This window comes from Corynebacterium meridianum (genome assembly GCF_016342265.1).
GTDB classification, from domain to species: domain Bacteria; phylum Actinomycetota; class Actinomycetes; order Mycobacteriales; family Mycobacteriaceae; genus Corynebacterium; species Corynebacterium meridianum.
The window spans coordinates 93,320-111,202 of the sequence record NZ_JAEIOS010000009.1 but is presented as its reverse complement, the minus strand read 5'-3'; the positions used below and the strand labels follow the sequence as shown (position 1 = coordinate 111,202).

15 protein-coding genes are annotated in these 17,883 nt (G+C 65.7%); 4 read left to right on the top strand and 11 right to left on the bottom strand.

Going from position 1 to position 17,883, the window contains the following annotated elements; translation table 11 throughout:
* Positions 1–382: 382 nt before the first annotated feature.
* The 6 genes from JDV75_RS00570 to JDV75_RS00545 form a co-directional block, all read right to left on the bottom strand.
* Entirely contained in the window at positions 383–748 is a 366-nt protein-coding gene (locus JDV75_RS00570) for a biotin/lipoyl-containing protein (RefSeq protein ID WP_198737324.1), read from the bottom strand.
* An 83-nt stretch (positions 749–831) separates the two neighbouring features.
* Positions 832–1,050: a hypothetical protein gene (locus tag JDV75_RS00565; RefSeq protein WP_198737642.1), complete on the bottom strand. Its 219-nt coding sequence runs from the start codon at positions 1,048–1,050 to the stop codon at positions 832–834.
* A gap of 184 nt (positions 1,051–1,234) precedes the next feature.
* Positions 1,235–2,788, bottom strand: a complete 1,554-nt coding sequence (locus JDV75_RS00560) for an acyl-CoA carboxylase subunit beta (RefSeq protein ID WP_198737323.1) — start codon at positions 2,786–2,788, stop codon at positions 1,235–1,237.
* Between the two features lie 54 nt (positions 2,789–2,842).
* Positions 2,843–4,339, bottom strand: coding sequence for a methylmalonyl-CoA carboxytransferase subunit 5S (locus JDV75_RS00555; RefSeq protein ID WP_198737322.1), 1,497 nt, complete (start codon positions 4,337–4,339; stop codon positions 2,843–2,845).
* 219 nt (positions 4,340–4,558) lie between these two features.
* Positions 4,559–5,185 (bottom strand): hypothetical protein, encoded by a 627-nt coding sequence (locus tag JDV75_RS00550; protein ID WP_198737321.1) that lies wholly within the window; start codon positions 5,183–5,185, stop codon positions 4,559–4,561.
* 247 nt (positions 5,186–5,432) lie between these two features.
* Positions 5,433–6,962 carry a SulP family inorganic anion transporter gene (locus JDV75_RS00545; RefSeq protein WP_198737320.1) on the bottom strand — a complete coding sequence of 510 codons (1,530 nt, stop codon included), beginning with the start codon at positions 6,960–6,962 and terminating at the stop codon, positions 5,433–5,435.
* Positions 6,963–7,286: 324 nt separating this feature from the next.
* On the opposite strand from JDV75_RS00545, the gene JDV75_RS00540 reads away from it, so the two are divergent.
* Entirely contained in the window at positions 7,287–8,228 is a 942-nt protein-coding gene (locus JDV75_RS00540) for a YbjN domain-containing protein (RefSeq protein ID WP_198737319.1), read from the top strand.
* 88 nt (positions 8,229–8,316) lie between these two features.
* Entirely contained in the window at positions 8,317–9,333 is a 1,017-nt protein-coding gene (locus tag JDV75_RS00535) for a 3-isopropylmalate dehydrogenase (protein WP_198737318.1), read from the top strand.
* Between the two features lie 172 nt (positions 9,334–9,505).
* On the opposite strand, the gene JDV75_RS00530 is transcribed toward JDV75_RS00535, so the two are convergent.
* Together JDV75_RS00530 and JDV75_RS00525 are read right to left on the bottom strand one after the other, a co-directional pair.
* On the bottom strand, positions 9,506–11,071 hold the full coding sequence (locus tag JDV75_RS00530; RefSeq protein WP_198737317.1) for a hypothetical protein: 1,566 nt from the start codon (positions 11,069–11,071) through the stop codon (positions 9,506–9,508).
* 359 nt (positions 11,072–11,430) lie between these two features.
* Positions 11,431–12,552 carry an alpha/beta fold hydrolase gene (locus JDV75_RS00525; protein WP_198737316.1) on the bottom strand — a complete coding sequence of 374 codons (1,122 nt, stop codon included), beginning with the start codon at positions 12,550–12,552 and terminating at the stop codon, positions 11,431–11,433.
* Positions 12,553–12,791: 239 nt separating this feature from the next.
* On the opposite strand from JDV75_RS00525, the gene JDV75_RS00520 reads away from it, so the two are divergent.
* Complete coding sequence (locus tag JDV75_RS00520) at positions 12,792–14,648, top strand: DUF294 nucleotidyltransferase-like domain-containing protein (RefSeq protein ID WP_198737315.1); 1,857 nt, start codon at positions 12,792–12,794, stop codon at positions 14,646–14,648.
* Positions 14,648–15,313 (top strand): exonuclease domain-containing protein, encoded by a 666-nt coding sequence (locus JDV75_RS00515; RefSeq protein WP_198737314.1) that lies wholly within the window; start codon positions 14,648–14,650, stop codon positions 15,311–15,313. Before JDV75_RS00520 ends, JDV75_RS00515 begins: the two co-directional genes overlap by 1 nt.
* Before the next feature lie 112 nt (positions 15,314–15,425).
* On the opposite strand, the gene JDV75_RS00510 is transcribed toward JDV75_RS00515, so the two are convergent.
* The 3 genes from JDV75_RS00510 to JDV75_RS00500 are packed head-to-tail and all read right to left on the bottom strand — an operon-like array spanning position 15,426 to position 17,877.
* The gene (locus tag JDV75_RS00510) at positions 15,426–16,046 is read right to left on the bottom strand and encodes a response regulator transcription factor (protein WP_198737313.1); all 621 of its coding nucleotides are present in this window, start codon (positions 16,044–16,046) and stop codon (positions 15,426–15,428) included.
* Entirely contained in the window at positions 16,037–17,119 is a 1,083-nt protein-coding gene (locus tag JDV75_RS12170; RefSeq protein ID WP_198737312.1) for a histidine kinase, read from the bottom strand. Before JDV75_RS12170 ends, JDV75_RS00510 begins: the two co-directional genes overlap by 10 nt.
* On the bottom strand, positions 17,116–17,877 hold the full coding sequence (locus JDV75_RS00500; protein WP_198737311.1) for an ABC transporter permease: 762 nt from the start codon (positions 17,875–17,877) through the stop codon (positions 17,116–17,118). Before JDV75_RS00500 ends, JDV75_RS12170 begins: the two co-directional genes overlap by 4 nt.
* Between the last annotated feature and the right edge of the window lie 6 nt (positions 17,878–17,883).

Sequence of the window (17,883 nt, the reverse complement as noted above, 5' to 3'; positions counted from 1 at the left end):
ACATTCCCCGCCACGGGCGGGGCCGGCCTCGCACCTGCCCGGACGCGGTGGTCAGCGACAAGGCGTACTCATCCGGCACCATCTGTCGCTAGTTCCGTAGGCGGAACATCGCCACTATCATCTCCGAGAAGAGCGACACGATCGCTGCTCGGGCACGTCGAAGCAGCAGCGGCGGCCAGCCCCTGAAGTTCGACGCTGACCTTTATAGGGGCGAAATGTCGTCGAACGATCCTTCGCCCCAGCCAAACAGCTGCGAGGCTCGACCAGCCGCTACGGCAAACTCGCCATCACCTACCGCGCCGCGGTCATCCGCTGTGCGAGTCTGACCGGGGTCCCCCATTTTGGAGGCACTCTCTAGCTCAACACCTCACCCTGAACCAACCTAACCGATCTCCACCAGGACCTGTCCACCCTGCACGGATTCGCCGACGCTGACGGGGAGGGAGGCGACGGTTCCGCCTGCGGGTGCGGTGATCTCGGTTTCCATCTTCATGGCCTCGAGGACGAGGAGAACCTGGCCCTGCTCGATGGTGTCGCCCTCGTTGATCAGGACCTTGGACACGCTGCCTGCCAGGGGAGCGACGACCGCGTTCGAGGACACGCCCTGGACGGATGCGGTGGTCGGCGCCGCCGGGGTGTTGACGGGGCTCGAGCCCATGGAAATCACGGGACCGAGGGTCCGCTGCTCCTCCTCGACCTCCACATCGACGGAGTAGGCGACGCCGTTGACGGTGACCTTGAGTTTCATGTGCGGTGTGCTCCTTTGGGGCGATCAGCTGGGTTTCGGCGGCGCGGGTTTCGGTGCGCCCGGGTGGGGTGTGGTCGGTCGGGTTACATCTGGGTGCGGTGGTGGATCTGGGCCGCGCGGCGCCCTTGCTGTGCCCAGGTGCGGTGCCGGTGGAAACGGACGGCACGGACCTTGCCGGAGTTACCCAGGTAGGCGGACACCGCGGCGGAGATCGCCATGAGGATGTCGTCGGGGATCTCGACGTCGGAGCGGCGCCGCAGTTCGTCGAGTTCCCGTTCGAGTTGGTCGATCCGCCTGCTCATGGTTTTGAGCGTGTCCTCGGTGACCTTGAGTCGTGCTTCGAGGTCGTTCCGGTCGGCGGGGTTCGGGGTGGTGCCGCTCACTGTGTTCTCCTGTGGGCTGGGTTCGGGGTTGTGCCGCTCACTGTGTTCTCCTGTGGGCTGGGTTCGGGGTTGTTCGGGGCGCTGTGCTCGTGGGGTATGTGGTTTACACCGGTCCGAGGCCGTGCTTCTTCGCGGGCCGGTGTACCCGCTTGTTGGCCAGCAGTTCGAGGGCGTGGGCGATCTCCCGGCGGGTGTCGGCGGGGTCGATGATCTCGTCGACCAGCCCGCGGCTGGCTGCCATGTACGGCGAGGAGAAGGTGTCCTTGTATTCCTGGACGAGTTCCGCACGGCGTGCCTCGGGGTCGTCGGCTGCGGCGATCTCGCGGCGGAAGACGACGTTGACGGCGCCTTCGGCACCCATGACCGCGATTTCGGCGGTGGGCCAGGCGAAGACCTTGTCCGCGCCGAGGTCCTTGGAGCACATCGCGACGTAGGCGCCACCGTAGGCCTTGCGCAGGACGATGGTGATCTTGGGGACGCTGGCGGCGGAGTAGGCGTAGAGGACCTTGGCGCCGTGGCGGATGATGCCGCCGTGTTCCTGGGAGACGCCGGGCATGAAGCCGGGGACGTCGACGAGGGTGACCAGGGGGATGTTGAAGGCGTTGCAGAAGCGGATGAACTTGCAGGCCTTGTCGGAGGAGTCGATGTCGAGCACGCCGGACATGACGCTGGGCTGGTTGGCGATGAACCCGACGGTGCGGCCGATCATGCGGCCGAAACCGACGACCAACGAACGGGCGAAACCGGCCTGTACCTCGAGGAAGTCACCGTGGTCGACGAGACGCCCGATGACGTCGCGGACGTCGTAGCCGCGGCGGCCGTCGACGGGGACGATGTCGCGGAGGGCTGGGTCGGCTTCGACGATTTCGTCGGGGTTGACCAGCGGTGGTTCCTCGGTGTTGTTCTGCGGCAGGAAGCTCAGCAGTTTCTGCGTGATGAGGATGGCCTGCTCGTCGTCCTCGGCGATGAAGTCGATGTTGCCGGCCTTGGACATGTGCGAATCGGCGCCGCCGAGGAACTCGGCGGTGACGTCCTCGCCGGTGACGGTCTTGATGACTCCGGGGCCGGTGATGAACATGTTGGCCTTGCGGGTCTGGATGACGAAGTCCGTCAGCGCGGGGGAATAGGCCGCGCCGCCGGCGCAGGGGCCGGCGATGATGGAGATCTGCGGCACGAGGCCGGACAGCAGGACGTTGTTGTAGAACACCTTCCCGTATCCGGAGAGCGAGCCGATGCCCTCCTGGACGCGCGCTCCGCCGGAGTCGTTGATCAGGACGAAGGGGGTGCCGGTGGTGGCGGAGGCCTGCATCATCGCGGCGACCTTGTTGGACTGTTCCTCACCGGCGGAGCCGCCCATGACGGTGAAGTCCTGGGAGGCGACGTGGATCGGGCGGCCGTAGACGGCGCCGGATCCGGTGACCACGCCGTCGGCGGGTAGGGTCGCCTTGTCCAGTCCGAAGTGGGTGGAGCGGTGGGTGGTGAAGGCGCCGGTCTCCTGGAAGGTGCCTTCGTCGATGAGCAGGTCGACGCGTTCGCGGGCGGAGAGCTTGCCGCGTTCGTGCTGGGCCTCGATCTTCTTCTCTCCGCCGCCGGCGAAGACCTTCGCCCGACGTTCGGCGAGTTCGGTCAGGCGGGCGTCCATGTTGTCTTGCGCCATCGGACTATCGTGCTCCTTCGTGCTGGGGTGGTGCAGGGGGATGAGGGGAGAGTTCTACGCGGGTTCGACGCGGACGGTCTGGCTTCGGCCGCCGACGGAGACCCGGTAGGTGATCGGTTCGCGGACGGCGGAGGAGCCCTCCTTGGCGGCCTGCTTCTCGGCCTCGAGCTGTTCCTTCGTCTTGCCGACGGACTTCGGGCCCTCGTCGCGGGTGGTGAAGAATCCGGGGGCGACGCCGGGGAACAGGGCGTTGGTCATCACGTCCTCGTCGGAGCCGTCGGCCCCCTCGAGGGCCGCGGCCTGCTCGACGAGTTCGTCCCACTCGGGGTCGAGGAGGTCCGCCGGGCGGCAGGTGATGGGTTCCTTCTTGGTCTGGCCCTTGGCCTGCTCGATGAGCTCCGGGTTGCGCTCACCGATGCACTCGCCGTAGTAGCCGAGCATCAGGTCGGCGAACTCGGCGGTCAGGACCTTGTACCGGCCCATGAGCACGTTGAACACGGCCTGCGTGCCGACGATCTGGGAGCTCGGAGTCACCAGCGGCGGGTATCCGGCGTCCTTGCGGACCACGGGGACCTCCCGCATGACCTCGTCGATGCGGTCGCCCGCGCCCTGTGCCTTGAGTTGGGACTCCATGTTGGACAGCATGCCGCCGGGGATCTGGGAGAGGAAGATGTTGGTGTCCACCAGCGTCTTCGACTCGAACTCGGCGTACTTGGGGCGGACCTCCCTGAAGTGGTCGCGGATCGTGATGAGCCGCTCCATGTCGAGGCCGGTGGTGTAGTCGGTGCCCTCGAGCATCTCGACGAGGGACTCGGTGGGGTTGTGGCCCGGGCCGAGCGACATCGATGAGATCGCGGTGTCGACGACGTCGGCGCCGGCCTCGATGGCCTTCATCAGGGTGACCAGGGTGACGCCGGTGGTGGAGTGGCAGTGGACGTTGATCTGCGTGTCCTCGCCGTAGGTCTCCTTGATGCCGCGGATGATGTCGTAGGCGGGCTGCGGCTTGAGCAGCGCGGCCATGTCCTTCAGTGCGATGGAGTCCGCGCCCATGTCGAGCAGGCGTCCCGCCTGTTCGACGTAGCCCTCCACGGTGTGCAGCGGGGAGACGGTGTAGCAGATCGTGCCCTGGGCGTGCTTGCCGACGTTCTTCACCGCGGCCATGGCGTGCTCGAGGTTGCGGGGGTCGTTGAGGGCGTCGAACACGCGGAAGATGTCCATGCCGTTCTCCGCGGACAGTTCCACGAACTTGTCCACCACCATGTCCTCGTAGTGGCGGTAGCCGAGCAGGTTCTGGCCGCGGAGCAGCATCTGGAGTTTCGAGTTGGGCAGCAGCTTGCGGAAGGTGCGCAGCCGCTCCCAGGGGTCCTCGTTGAGGAAGCGGATGCAGGCGTCGAACGTCGCCCCGCCCCAGCACTCAACGCTCCAGTACCCGGCCTTGTCGATGTCCTCGCAGATGCCCGTCATGTCCTCCATGGCCATGCGGGTGGCCATCAGGGACTGGTGTGCATCGCGCAGTGCTACTTCTGTCACGCCGATCTTCCGAGGGTTCATGACCTCCAAGATACTGATGTAGCGCGGAATGCGAAGGGGTATCGAATGTGGCGACGGACACCCCCATGTTGTTTGGTCGGGCGTAATCGGAAGTTTACGGGCCGTTCGTCGGGAATCTCGTGGTAGACGCCCCGGAGCCGGCCCTGTCCAGTGTTCGGAGTATCGTCTGTTCGTTGTGTCACACGGGTGGAACGGTGAGTGTCACCGGGGATACGTGTGTCACTTAACGCTTCTCCTCCGGTGTGCGAGCGTCCCCGTGGAGTTCGTTTCTCCGCACACGGTCCGGTAGGCGGCGGCGACGGTGAGGATCGCCACCGGGATCGAGACCAGGATCCCGACCCCGAGCGCGAGCGCACCGGCCATCACGACCGGGATGCAGACGAGCAGCAGTGCGACGATTCTGAGAAAGTGTGCTCGGCCCATGGCGAAGCCCCGTGCGAGAGACTCACCGACCGGCGCGCCCGCGGTGCAGAGGAACGGGGCGAACAGTACGAAAGGCAGCAGCAGAACGCTCACGACCGCGATGATCAGGGCGGTGAGCCGCAGGTGGAAGTACCACGGCCCGTCGATGAGCGCCCACTCCGGCCCCAGGAGGCCCACGACGTGGACCGCGGCCGCCTGGACCATGAGAAACGCGGCGCCGATCAGCAGGAGCACGGGGAAGGCGTTTCCGGTGTTCCCACCCGTGGCATCCCCGTCGCCTGCGGTGTCGCGGAGTGCGGCCCGGATGATGAAGGTGAACGCGAGCGCGAACAGGACCGTGAACACTGCGCCGTTGATGACTGCTCCGATGACTGCTTCGGCGGGCGCGCTGATCCCTCCGGCGTCCTCACGTCGGAGGGACAACGGTGGGAACAGGATCGCGAGGATCCCGTATCCGAGCCATCCCCAGGTGTTCGCGAGGAAGGTGTCCAGGGCCGTGTTCAGGCAGCGGCGGATGGAGAATCCGCCGGTGGTGGTCCCGGGGGAGGCGAGGTCGTCGCTGGTGCGTATCCGGCTCCTCGAAGAGTCAGCCCCGTGAACGTACGGGGAAACGGCGTCCGTTCACCGGCAGGATAACAAGGTGCGCCTGCCGCAGGGGTGCCGTGGCGGGTCAGACGAGTTCGCCGGTGAGCCTGTCCAGGCGCCGCTTCGATGCGCCGTCGAGGCCGATGATCTGCACCTCCGTGCCCTTCGCCGCGTACTTGCGGGTGATGGCGTCGAGGGTGGCGACGGTCGAGGCGTCCCACACCTCCGCGTCGGTGAGGTCGATGACGACCTGGGCGGGATCGTTGTCGTAGTCGAACTGGTAGACCAGATCGTTCGACGAGGCGAAGAACAGCTGGCCGACGACACGGTAGGTGCGCAGATTGACCCGGCCGTCATCGTCGGTGTCGACGTCGGCGATCTTCTCCACCGTGGTCAGGTGGGCGACCCGCCGGGCGAACATGACCATCGCCATGACCACGCCGGTGACCACGCCGACGGCGAGGTTGTGGGTGGCCAGGGTCGCCGCGACGGTGACGAGCATGACCGCGGTCTCGGACCAGGGCATGAGGGTGAGGGTTCGGGGTGCGATGGAGTGCCAGTCGAACGTGCCGACGGAGACCATGATCATGATGGCCACCAGTGCGGCCATGGGGATCTGTCCAACGATGTCGCCGAGGGTGACCACGAGGATCAGCAGGAAGATGCCGGCGAGGAGGGTGGACAGGCGGGTGCGGGCGCGGGATTCCTTGACGTTGATCATCGTCTGGCCGATCATCGCGCAGCCACCCATGCCGCCGACGAAGCCGGAGGCGATGTTCGCTGCGCCCTGGCCCCAGGCCTCACGGGTCTTGTCGGAGCGTGTCTCGGTGAGATCGTCGACGAGCTTCGCCGTCATCAGCGACTCCATCAGGCCGACGAGCGCCATCGCGAGCGAGAACGGCGCGATGACCGTCAACGTCTCCAGGGTGAACGGGACGTCCGGGATGAGGAACTGCGGCAGGCTCGAGGGCAGCTCGCCCTGGTCGGCGACATCGGGAAGCCTGAGACCACCGAGCATCGCCACCGCGGTGAGCACGATGATCGCGATCAGCGGCGCCGGAACGGCCGTCGTCACGCGCGGCAGGAACACCATGATTGCGATAGCCACCGCCATCAGCGGGTACACCACCCACGGCACGTTGTAGAGGTGCGGTATCTGCGCCATGAAGATAAGTATCGCCAGTGCGTTGACGAAGCCGACCATCACCGAGCGGGGGATGAAACGCATCAGCTTCGCCACGCCCGTCGCGGCGAGCAGGATCTGGAAGACACCGGCGAGAATCACCGCCGCGATCAGGTAATTCAGTCCGTGGGACGCGACCAGTGGCGCGATGACCAGGGCCACCGCACCGGTCGCCGCGGTGATCATCGCCGGTCGTCCGCCCGTGAACGCTATGGTCACGGCCATGATGAAGGAGGAGAACAACCCGACCCTGGGATCGACGCCCGCCAGGATGGAGAAGCTGATCGCCTCCGGGATGAGAGCGAGTGCCACGACGAGGCCGGCGAGGACCTCGATGCGCAGCCTGCGCGGGGAGGAGAAGGCGGCGCGGAAGGAGGCCGGGACACTGATGTCTCCGTGGGTGTCGTTCACGGCGGAGCGCTCGAGGGGCATGGGGGCCTTTCAGGTGGATCATGGGGAATCAGCGCGGCGCTGCACCACGCTGGGGCGTGGTCGGCGTGTCGGGCGCACGGCGCTCCCGCGGTTGTTCCGGGGAGGGTGCCGCTGATGAAGAAAAAGCCCGATCGGGCGCGTTGCGCTATCCGGTCGGGCACACAGGAGGTCCACCCTAGCGGTGTTGCGGCACAAAGGGAAACGGTGCCGGTACTCGCCTCGCCGATCCCCGCACCCCGTGGCGTAGGTTGGACAGGGAAGATATCAGCCCGGGCCGAACGCTGGCCGCCCCGACCGACCCGAGGAAGTGACCCTCCCCGCTCCATGAAAGAACTCACCCGGCCCGACACCGCTCTCGTCCAGTCCGCGGCCCGCAGCATCGGCCTCGAGCCGCGGGCCGCCGCCCCCGGAGCCGACGTCACCGTCGACCACGGGCCCGTCACCCTCACCGTGCATGTGGACACGGAGAACGATGATCCCCGGATCATCGCGCTGCTGCGCTACAACGGCACCGTCACGGCGGCCGACTACGTCACCGCGCTCGTCGCCGCGAACGCCGTGAACTCGGCCCCCTGTGCCCCGCACGTGTTTCTCTCGGCGCCCGGTGGGGAACCGCTGCGGACGGTGCTCGCACCGGGGGAGAACACCTCGGCCGAGGATGCCGCCCCCCTCGACGTCACCGCCCGCCTGGTGTTCCCGGTCGGCGACGGGGTGACCAGGGGACAGGTGGCAGGACTCATCGGCACCGCGCTGCGTATCGGCGGGGAACTCGCGGAGGCGATCGCGAAGGCGCTGCCGGACTCCGCCCCCGAGATCACGGAGACACCGGGCCGCTCGGTCGTCCGGACGCCGCCCCCGGAGCTCCCACCGCTGACCCGGGAGCGGGTCACCGGCTGGTTCGCGGCGCGCGGAGTGGAGGAGGTTCCCTTCGACGAGGAGACGGAGACCGTGTGTCTGTCGATGGACGGAACCCCCGTCGACATCATCCTCGCCGATCCCGAGCAGGCGGTCATCCGCGTCGCGGCCCGCGTACCCGCGACCGGTGAGCCGGATCCCGGACAGCTCCTGCACGTCTGCAACCACGCCAACGCCCTGTCCACGACCGCGGCGGTGTGTGCGGTGCAGCAGTCGGGTGAGTGGTGGCTCGTGTCCCGCGTCGGTGTCCCCGTGGCCGCAGGCGTCAGCGACACACAGGTTGACGCCGTGATCAGGACCGGTGTCATCGGTGCGGGCTCGCAGCTGAAGGCCGTGCTCCGACAGGTCTGATCCGGACCCGGACGGGGGCTGTGGGACCGGTGGGGAAGTGTTAGACTCACCCACATAAGTTCACTATGTGGGAATGGAGTCTCATAAAATGAAACTGGCGGTTATCGGCGGCGACGGAATCGGCCCGGAGGTCACGGCGGAGGCACTCAAGGTCCTCCGCGCGGTACGCGACGACATCGAGACCACCGACTTCGACCTCGGTGCGCGCCGCTACCTCGCCACCGGCGAGACCCTCACCGACGACGATCTCGCCAGCCTGCGGGAGCACGACGCGATCCTCCTCGGCGCCGTCGGCGCCCCGGGTGAGGTCCCGCCCGGTGTCCTCGAGCGCGGGCTGCTGCTCAGGATGCGTTTCGCCCTCGACCACCACGTGAACCTGCGGCCCGCGAAGCTCTACCCGGGATCCGCCAGCCCGCTCGCCGACCCGGGCGAGATCGACTTCGTCGTCGTCCGCGAGGGCACCGAGGGCCTCTACGCGGGCAACGGCGGCCTCCTCCGCGAGGGAACCGAGCACGAGGTGGCCAGCGAGGTCAGCCAGAACACCCGCTTCGGCGCGGAGCGCGTCGTCCGTGACGCCTTCGAGCGTGCCCGCGCCCGCCGTGGGCACCTGACTCTCGTGCACAAGACCAACGTCCTCGTCCACGCAGGTGGGCTGTGGCAGCGCACCGTCGACGCCGTCGCCGCCGAGTACCCGGACGTCACCGTCGACTACAACCACATCGACGCCGCCACCATCTACATGGTCACCGACCCGTCCCGCTACGACGTCATCGTCACCGACAACCTCTTCGGCGACATTCTCACCGACCTCGCCGGTGCGGTCACCGGGGGGATCGGGCTGGCCGCCTCCGGCAACATCGACGCCTCGGGCGTCAACCCCTCCATGTTCGAACCGGTCCACGGCTCCGCGCCGGACATCGCCGGAAAGGGCATCGCCGACCCGTCGGCCGCGATCCTCTCCGCGGCACTCCTCCTGCGCCACCTGGGTGACGAGGACAACGCCGCACGCATCGAGAAGGCCGTCGCGGAGGACGTCACATCCCGCGACGCCGGTGGTGTCATCACCAGCGAGGTGGGGGACCGGATCGTCGCGGCGCTGGGGTAGAGACACCGCCTGCGTCGTTCTCGAAGTCGAAGCCCGACGACGAGACTATCTCAGGGAGAAGGGCCTAATCTCACCGATGCCTCTTTGGGCCCATGGTGTAGCTGCATCTTTTTTCTGATCTGGATACCGACAGGAGAAACCCTGATAGGGCTAGTGAGTAGGGTTCGGTGCGCTAGCTCCTCGTGTTCGGTGTGAGATAATGAGGTCCGATCATCCCGACGTGGATCTTCTTGGTAGGCCCTCGGGAATCATCGAAGAAATAAACTCGGGGTGCAAGGCTTCCGCCGCCTTCGGATATTTTTAGATGTGCTTCCATGAGTATTCTTCCGCTGGGATCCAGAGAACTCGAACACGGAAACATCCGGGCACTACGGAGCGTGTCGTTGTTTCTTACTGTAGTTGATTCGCGCATGGCGAGTTTTTTGTTTGAATAGTTCCACCGCCCCGAAGAAATGCACCATTGGTAAAAGCCTCCATTGCATTTTCCGTTGACCTGATCTTCGCAGTATGCATGAAGTGATGACAAGCCTCTCCACAGGGCGTTGCCCCAAGCGATTGCTGTCGGTGTACTCTCTAGGATTTCGCGTTCTTTAATCGCCTCGAGAGGTAACGATATCCGGTCGGAAAGATACCTCTGGCAGTACTCTATTGCCTCGTCCCATCCGGAGACCTCGTCTGGCGGGTCATTGTCTGCGGGACTTTCAGTCTCCTCGATGGCTGAATATTGCCGGAGCTGACGTCTGGTCCTCTCGAGCTTTCCGCGTGTGCTGTTTAGATCGGCTTCGCTTTCATTGTATTCATCTTGGAGTATCTCTAGCTCCAACTTTAAATTGTCTATTTCCTCCTGTAGTCTTACTACCTCGGCATTCTCGCCTCCTTGCCTCATTGAGGTGATTTTCCTGTCGAAGATCCTCAATGGTTCCGGAGGGTACCGGCGGGTCGAGAACATGGCTGTACGGTAGACGATAGAGTCGGCGAGTCTTTCACTCAGTTCCGGGAGCGAGTAAAGACGATGCTTATATGATGCGTCGAGTGGTCCAGTCCCGTATACACGAATCGAGCCACCCCACACGCCTAATCCATCAGGAAGTGATTCACGTAGGAATTCTTGCGCTTCGGGGGTTATGGTTGCAACCGTAGCAAATCCTGTCACCCGAGTTGCGAGCTTCTCTGCAAACGTGGAGGCTCCCTGATCAAATCCCGAGTAAGGGCAGGTAATGGCGATCAAAGGGAGTAGTCGCTCGTTACTCTGAAGTCTTTCAAGGAAAGGCTGAAAATTCTTCGTGGTGATCGTTTCTGGGCAAGTTAGAATTTCTCCATTCCCGAAGGATGGTGAATTTCCTAGTTGTAGAAGATCGGAAACTGCGCGCGGTCGACCGAGTTTCAAAAACCTATTTGGGTTATTGGATTCTAGTGTGTTATCGATCCAAAAGTAGCACGTTGATTCTTCGATGTGGATTCGGATAGAGACGCCCCAGAGGTCATTATTGTTATCCGTATCCTCGACATTGACGATAACGCCGTTGTATTCATCGATTCGATTGCAGACTATTCTTCTCGTAGCGGATTTTCCAGACATTAAACGCTGAAAGGACCACTCGCCTGTATCCAATATCTCCTCCAGGTTTTTGTTGTCAAACGCCCAGGGTGATATTTTTATCAGAGCATCGTCTAGAAGTGATTCGCCTATTTCTTGCGAGATTGTTGTTTGCCACAGGCAGCGAGAAAGTATTGACATGCTTTCATCCTACACCGATTCTCTTATGGGAACCATATACTTAAGGAACTGCTGTATTTATGTGCAGTTCTGTGTCCTTGTGGGGCTCGGGTAGGGTGTTGCAGGGCTTAAGGGGTCTTGTGGGGAATTGATAGTATAATTTTGGTTTGATTCGCTCGGCTGGCTTTGATGGCCGCAAAACCACTTCTACTTGCCGGTGGGTGAATCGTCTAGCTTTGCCGCCCTGTATGGCCGGGTGAATCGTTTGGTTTATTTTGGTGGTGGGTAACCGGTCCTATATGTCAAGTGTCAACAGGGATGCGTGGATGTGATTCTTCTTCGTGACCAACCGGGGTCGGTGCCAGTGAAATCTAATTTATCTATTTACCCAGGTCGGTGGCGATCAGTGCGTAGTTTTCGGCCATTCGCCGCCGCCAGCAGGCGATGTCGTGGCCTCCGACGAATCTCCTGGCGATGTGGTTCACACCGAGTTCGCGCAGGCGGTCTTCGGCGTGCTCGAAGCCGTGCACCATGAGCCACTCGAGTTCGCCGCCGTCGATGATGACCCGGATCCGGTCCGGGAGTTTGCGCAGCAGCTCCCAGTCCTCGAAGCGGGAGAACGGTGTGGACAGGGCGATGACCCCGGCCACCTGCTCGGGTCTGGTGGCGGCGGCGTAGAGGGCGCCGAGTCCGCCGTAGGACGAACCCGCGACGACGACCCGTGGTGCGCCGGTCTCCCGGGCCACGGTGTCGAGCACAGCGGCCGTGAAATCGTCGTTGCGGACGAGATCGCGGTTCCTCGACTCGACGTCGTGGCCGTGGATGATGAACGCGATGTGGGAGGGGATCACGTCGAGGGTGGACAGTGCGGCCATCGCTCCGGCGTTGTGGAACAGCGGGCCGTCGAACACCACCAGCGGAACCCCGGTGCCACCGGTCTCCACGAGCCGCATGCACCGCGGTTCGGCGGCCTCGATGTTCACTGTCCGGGCGGGCCAGCCGGGCTCCTCGCCCGTGGCGTGGTCCATCGCGGCGTCCGGTGCGGAGACCACGGTCGCGGGCGCGGACGAGTGGTTGATCTCCTCGCCCTCGGGGAGGAGGGCGCCGCGAATGAGGTCCTTCCACCAGGCGCGCTGTGCGGCACCGGTCGGCGCGACGGGGTTCTCACCTTCCATGGGCAGGTAGCGGACGCTTCCACGCCAGCCCTTCGGGACCTTCAGGACGCAGGCACGGACCTTGGGGACCTCGGGGTGTGGGCGCATCAGACCGGCCTCGAGGCGCGACCGGTCGGTGATTCCGGATACGTCCGCGAAAAGGCTGCGGCCGGGTGCCCCCTGCGTGGTTGCCAGGACGAGTGCCCACCCGTCGTCGTGGGGGACGAATCGTGGGGTGTTGGTGCAGGCGGCATCGCACAGGACATCGTCGGCGATCGTGTCGAGGGGTAGGGCGTTGTCCCTGATGGGGTATGGACGAGTGCCCGGTTGGACGCGAACGGTGGACAAGCGAATCACCTCGGGTTGACGGTCGGGGGGCCGGCCGGGTTCAGGCGTGGGCCCCTGTGGTCCACGCATGTAGTTCGATTGCGGTAAGCGTACAAAAATCAGGGGCGTGAAACCAGGGTGCATCCGGGAATTCACAGTGAACGCTGATAGCTTTTCGATGAACCCGCTGTGACCGAATTGGAGACGTGTATCACGTGAATTGACTGCGTGTGTCCGCGATCACCGGATACACTTGCTGCATGTCTGTTGAACTTGATGAGGTCCGCGACTTCCTGGCCGCCACCGATCCCTTCGCGCAGCTGCCGGATGAGGTCCTGGACGCCCTGCCCGCGCAGATGGACATGCGCTATGTCCGTCGTGGGGTGACGATCGTCGGGACGGGGGACACCAACGACACCCTCCACGTGATCCGGTCCGGCGCAGTGGACATCACCGATGCGGACGGCATCCTCCTGGACCGGCGGGGCGCCGGCAGGACCTTCGGCTACTCGACCCTCGTGGGCGACGACGCGGCCTCCCGGTACGACATGATCGCCGTCGAGGACACCCTCCTCCTCGTCCTGCCGCGCCAGGCGTTCATCGAACTCGCCGAGGAGCATCCCCAGGTTCAGCGCTACTACTCGGGCCAGTCCGCCCGGATCGCCGCGGCGGCCTCGTCCCTGCGGCAGGACTCCGCCTCCGACGTGCTGAGCACCCTCGTCGGTGACTTCATGGTCACCGAACCCGTGTCGGTGGAGGACGGTGTCTCGGTCCGTGAGGCCGCCCGGACGATGGAGGACAACCGCGTCTCGTCCCTCCTCATCACCCGCGGTGGAGACCTGGCGGGAATCGTGACCGACCGGGACATGCGGGGCGGAGTCGCCGCGGGAACGGACCTGGACGGACCGATCACCGAGATCATGACGGCGGGACCGAAGACGGCGACATCCGACATGCCCGCCTTCGAGGCGATGCTCCGCATGGCCGAACGACGCGTCCACCATCTTCCGGTCGTCGATTCGGGTCGCCTCGTCGGGCTGGTCAGCTCCTCCGACATCATGCGGCTGCTGCGCCACGACCCGATCTACCTCACCGCGGACCTCTCCAAGCGCAACACCCTGGAGGAGCTGAAGGAGGTCTACGACAATGCCCACGACGTGGCCGTCCGGTTCATCGAACGGGGCGCCAGCTCGGAGGAGGTCACCGGGCTGCTCACCGTGGCCGCCGACGGGCTTGCCAGGCGCCTGCTGCAGCTCGGGGAGGAGAAGTTCGGCGAGCCGCCGGTCCCGTACGCCTTCGTCGTCGTCGGCTCGCAGGGGCGCCGGGGCATGGGGCTGGCGAGCGACCAGGACAACGCGATGGTGCTCGACGACTCCTTCGACGAGGCGGAGCACGGACAGTACTTCGCGGATCTCGCGACCTACGTGTGCGAGGGCCTGGCCGCCGCCGGTCAGGTGCTCTGCCCGGGCAACATGATGGCGATGAACCCGGACTGGCGGATGACGGTCTCGACGTGGATCTCCACGTTCCACAACTGGATCACCGCACCCGAGCCGGACGCCCTGCTCCACGCGCAGACCTTCTTCGATTTCCGGGCCATCCACGGTGAGGAGAGACTCGCCGAGGAGGTGCACGCCTTCGCCGTCCAACAGGCCCGGGGCGCACAGCGGATGCACGCGCACCTCGGCGCGCTCGCGGCCCGCCGCGAACCTCCGCTGGGGCTCTTCCGCGGCCTCGTGGTGGACCGCTCCGGGGAGTACGCCAACACCCTCGACGTGAAGAAGGGCGGCACCGCCGCGATCGTCCAGATGGCGCGGCTGTTCTCCCTGGCCAGCGGAATCGACGCCGTGGGTACCCGGCCTCGCCTGAAGCTCGCCGCCGGGCATGGGGCGGTGTCCACGGGCGGGGCCGAGGAACTCATCGACGCCTTCGACTTCCTCAACACCATCGCCCTCAAGCAGCAGGCGGAGCAGGTCCGGCGGGGCGAGGAGCCGAACTACCACATCAACCCGAAGGCGCTGGGCAGGCTCGATTCCGAGCACCTGCGCGACGCCTTCCAGATCATCAAGAACATGCAGAACGCACTGGCGACGAAGTACCCGGTCAGGAGCATCTGATGTTCGGTCTGGACAAGCGCTCCCGCACGATGCGCGCCGCGACCGGCCCGTTGGCGGAGTTCTACCGGAGCAGTTTCCCGGTTCCCTCCGACAAGTTGGACACGTTGCCGTTGCTCGCCGTCGACGTGGAGACCACCGGGCTCACCCCGGAAAAGGACCGGCTGCTGTCCATCGGCTGGGTCCCGGTCGACGGCCGGTCCATCGACCTCGCCGGAGCCGGACACGTCGTGCTCCGCGGAACCGAGGGGGACGCCTCGGTGGGGGAGTCCGCCACCGTCCACGGACTGACCGACGACGCGGTGGCCGCGGGCGAGGACTCGGCCGAGGCGGTGGCCCGGCTGCTGGACGCGCTCGCAGGGCGGGTCATGCTCGTCCACTACGCCCACATGGAGCAGGGGTTCCTCGGGTACGCGTGCAGGCGTCACTTCGGTGCCGACCTGATCGTCCCGATCGTGGACACCTTCGCCGTGGAACGCCGCCACATGGAACGCATGGGAACCTATCCCCGGGGCGAGGACCTGCGACTGCCTCGGGTGCGCGGCCGCTACGGGTTGCCGTTCTACCGCAGCCACAACGCACTCACCGACGCCCTGGCGTGCGCGGAGCTCTATCTTGCTCTCGCGGCGAACGCCCGGGGCGACACGATGAAGGTCATGCAGCCATGATCCTTTCGCCTGTGGCGGGAAACCATCGGGGGCCGGGTGGGTACCGTTGATCCCGGCGGGACCGCCCCGACCGCCAGCCACGCAACGTGCCCGCGCCGGGGAACAGTCCACGTCAGATCCACCCCAGATCACGCGCGGTGACGGCGGCCTCCATCCGGTTGGCGGTGTGGGTCTTGGCTATCGCGCGACTCAGGTGGTTGCGCACCGTCCCCTGGGTCAGGTGCACGCTTGCGGCGATGTCGGCCACCGTCGCCCCGGTGAGCGCCAGCCGGAGTAGCTCCGCCTCACGGTCGGTCAACGGGCTGGTGCCGGCCGCGAGTGAGTCCCGGGCGAGTGCCGGGTCGATCACGGTGAGCCCGGCGTGGATGCGTCGGATCGCCTCGGCGAGTTCCTCCGCCGGGGAGTCCTTCACCATGAAGCCGCTGGCCCCGGAATCCATCGCGCGGCGCAGGTACCCGGCCCGCCCGAAGGTGGTGAGTATCAGCACGCGTGGCGGATCATCCAGCACGCGGATCTCCCGGGTCGCGGTGATCCCGTCCATCACTGGCATCTCTATGTCGAGAAGGCACACGTCGGGTCGGTGTCGGGCGGCGAGATCGACGGCGGTGGTGCCGTCGCCGCAGTCGGCGATGACGTCGATGTCACGCTCGAGGTTGAGCAGGGCCACGAGCGCTCCCCGAACGAGCGCCTGATCCTCCGCGATGAGGACGCGGATGCTGTCTGTCACGGCCATGTCGCCTCCACCGTCGTCCCCGAGTTCTCCCCGCTGTCCACGGTGAATGTCCCGCCGGATGATTCGACGCGGCTCCGCATCGAGCTCAGCCCGTTGCCGCCCGGCTCCGGGTCGGCCCGGAACCCGGTGCCGTCATCGGCGACCACGAGCCGGCGTGGTCCGACGGTGACCCGGCAGATCCGTGCCCGGGAGTGGCGGACGACGTTCGTGGTGGCCTCCCGGACGACCCAGGCCATCGGCTTCTCCACGTCCTCGTCGACCGGCGGGGCCGCGGGCAGATCGGCCCGGATACCGGCGGCCCCGAGGATGTCCGCCGCACAGGACAGCTCGAAGTCCAGCGACGACTCCCGCAGTCCCGCCACGACGCTGCGGAGCTCGTTCAGCGCCCGCCGGGTCAGCTCACGGGATTCCGCGATCTCACCGCGTGCATCCTCCGGTGCCGCGTCGACGAGACGCTCGGCGAGCTGGAGTTTGACGGTGACGGCGGTCAGCGTCTGCCCGACGGTGTCGTGCATGTCGTGGGCGAGGCGCTCCCGCTCCGTGAGGATCGCGAGCTTGTTCTGCGTCTCGGCCTCCCGCAGGCCGAGGTACCGGTAGTGCTGGGTGAGGATCATCGCCCAGCCGAGGATGACGATCCCGATGGACATCGGCACCGGGTTCTCCATCCCGGCCAGGAAGAACACCACGACGGACCCGCCGATCAGGGGTGCACTCACCAGGATCGGCAGGGCGATCCCGGCCCACGCGACCGGGTAGTAGAGCATGCCGACCGCGGTGGGACCTATGAGGAACCAGTTGAGTACCGTGAGCCCGAGCAGACCGGCCAGACCCATGAGCGAACGGCGCCGGGTCATCGGGGATGCCCGCTTCGTCAGGAGGAACCCGTACAGGGCGACGTAGAGAGCACCGAAGACGAGGATGGTGGTCACGGACGCCACCCGCACCCACACCGGGTGATCCCCGGTGAGGGCCTCCCTGACGGCCGGTGCGAGGAACACCAGCCAGAGGGCGGTGGTCAGCGCCGCGGGGACGGAGATCCGGTCCCGCCCGCCGGTCATGGACCGGGAACTCACCTGCGCAGTCCCCTCCGGTGATCGAGCCACGCGAGCGCGACGAAGATGAGCGTCCATACCCCCATGTTAAGGATGAGCTGCCACAGCGGGAACAGCTGGTCGTCTGCCCCGCCGCCGGTGCCGGGACTCAGATACCAGATCACCGAGCGGGTGAGCATGCCCGGGCCGAACATCGGGGTGAAGCGCGCGATGTCCAGCAGCACTCCCTCGAGCGGCAGGAAGAGGTTGCCCATGAACGCGATCAGCATCATGATCAGCCCCATGTAGCGGGTGACCGTGGACCCGGAGAACCAGAGCCCCATCATGAGGCCGAAGAGACCGAAGATCACGGCGCCGACGAGGCAGCAGGCGCCGACCGCGAACCACATGCCGACCGGGGCCTCGGCACCACGCAGCGGGGAGACCGCCGCGATCGCGAGGATCGGCACGAAGGACACCACCAGCGTGATGAGCAGCTTCACGGCCACGTAGCGGTTCATCCCCAGGCGGGTGAGCGCGATGGTCCGCAGCCAGTTCGTGTCCCGCTCCGCCGTGATCGTCGCGCCCTCGTTCGCGGCGACGGTCGCGGTGCCGTAGAGCGCGATGGACATGGCGACGATGAAGTGCAGGTTGGCGACCGGCCCGGCCGGGACGTTCCACTGGCCGGTGTCGAAGGTGACGCCCAGGTACACCGCCACGGGGAGGAACACCGCGGCGAGCATGACGGAGATGTCGGTGAGGGTGTAGCGGAGGAGGCGGTTGAGGAAGGTGGTTGTCATGGTCGG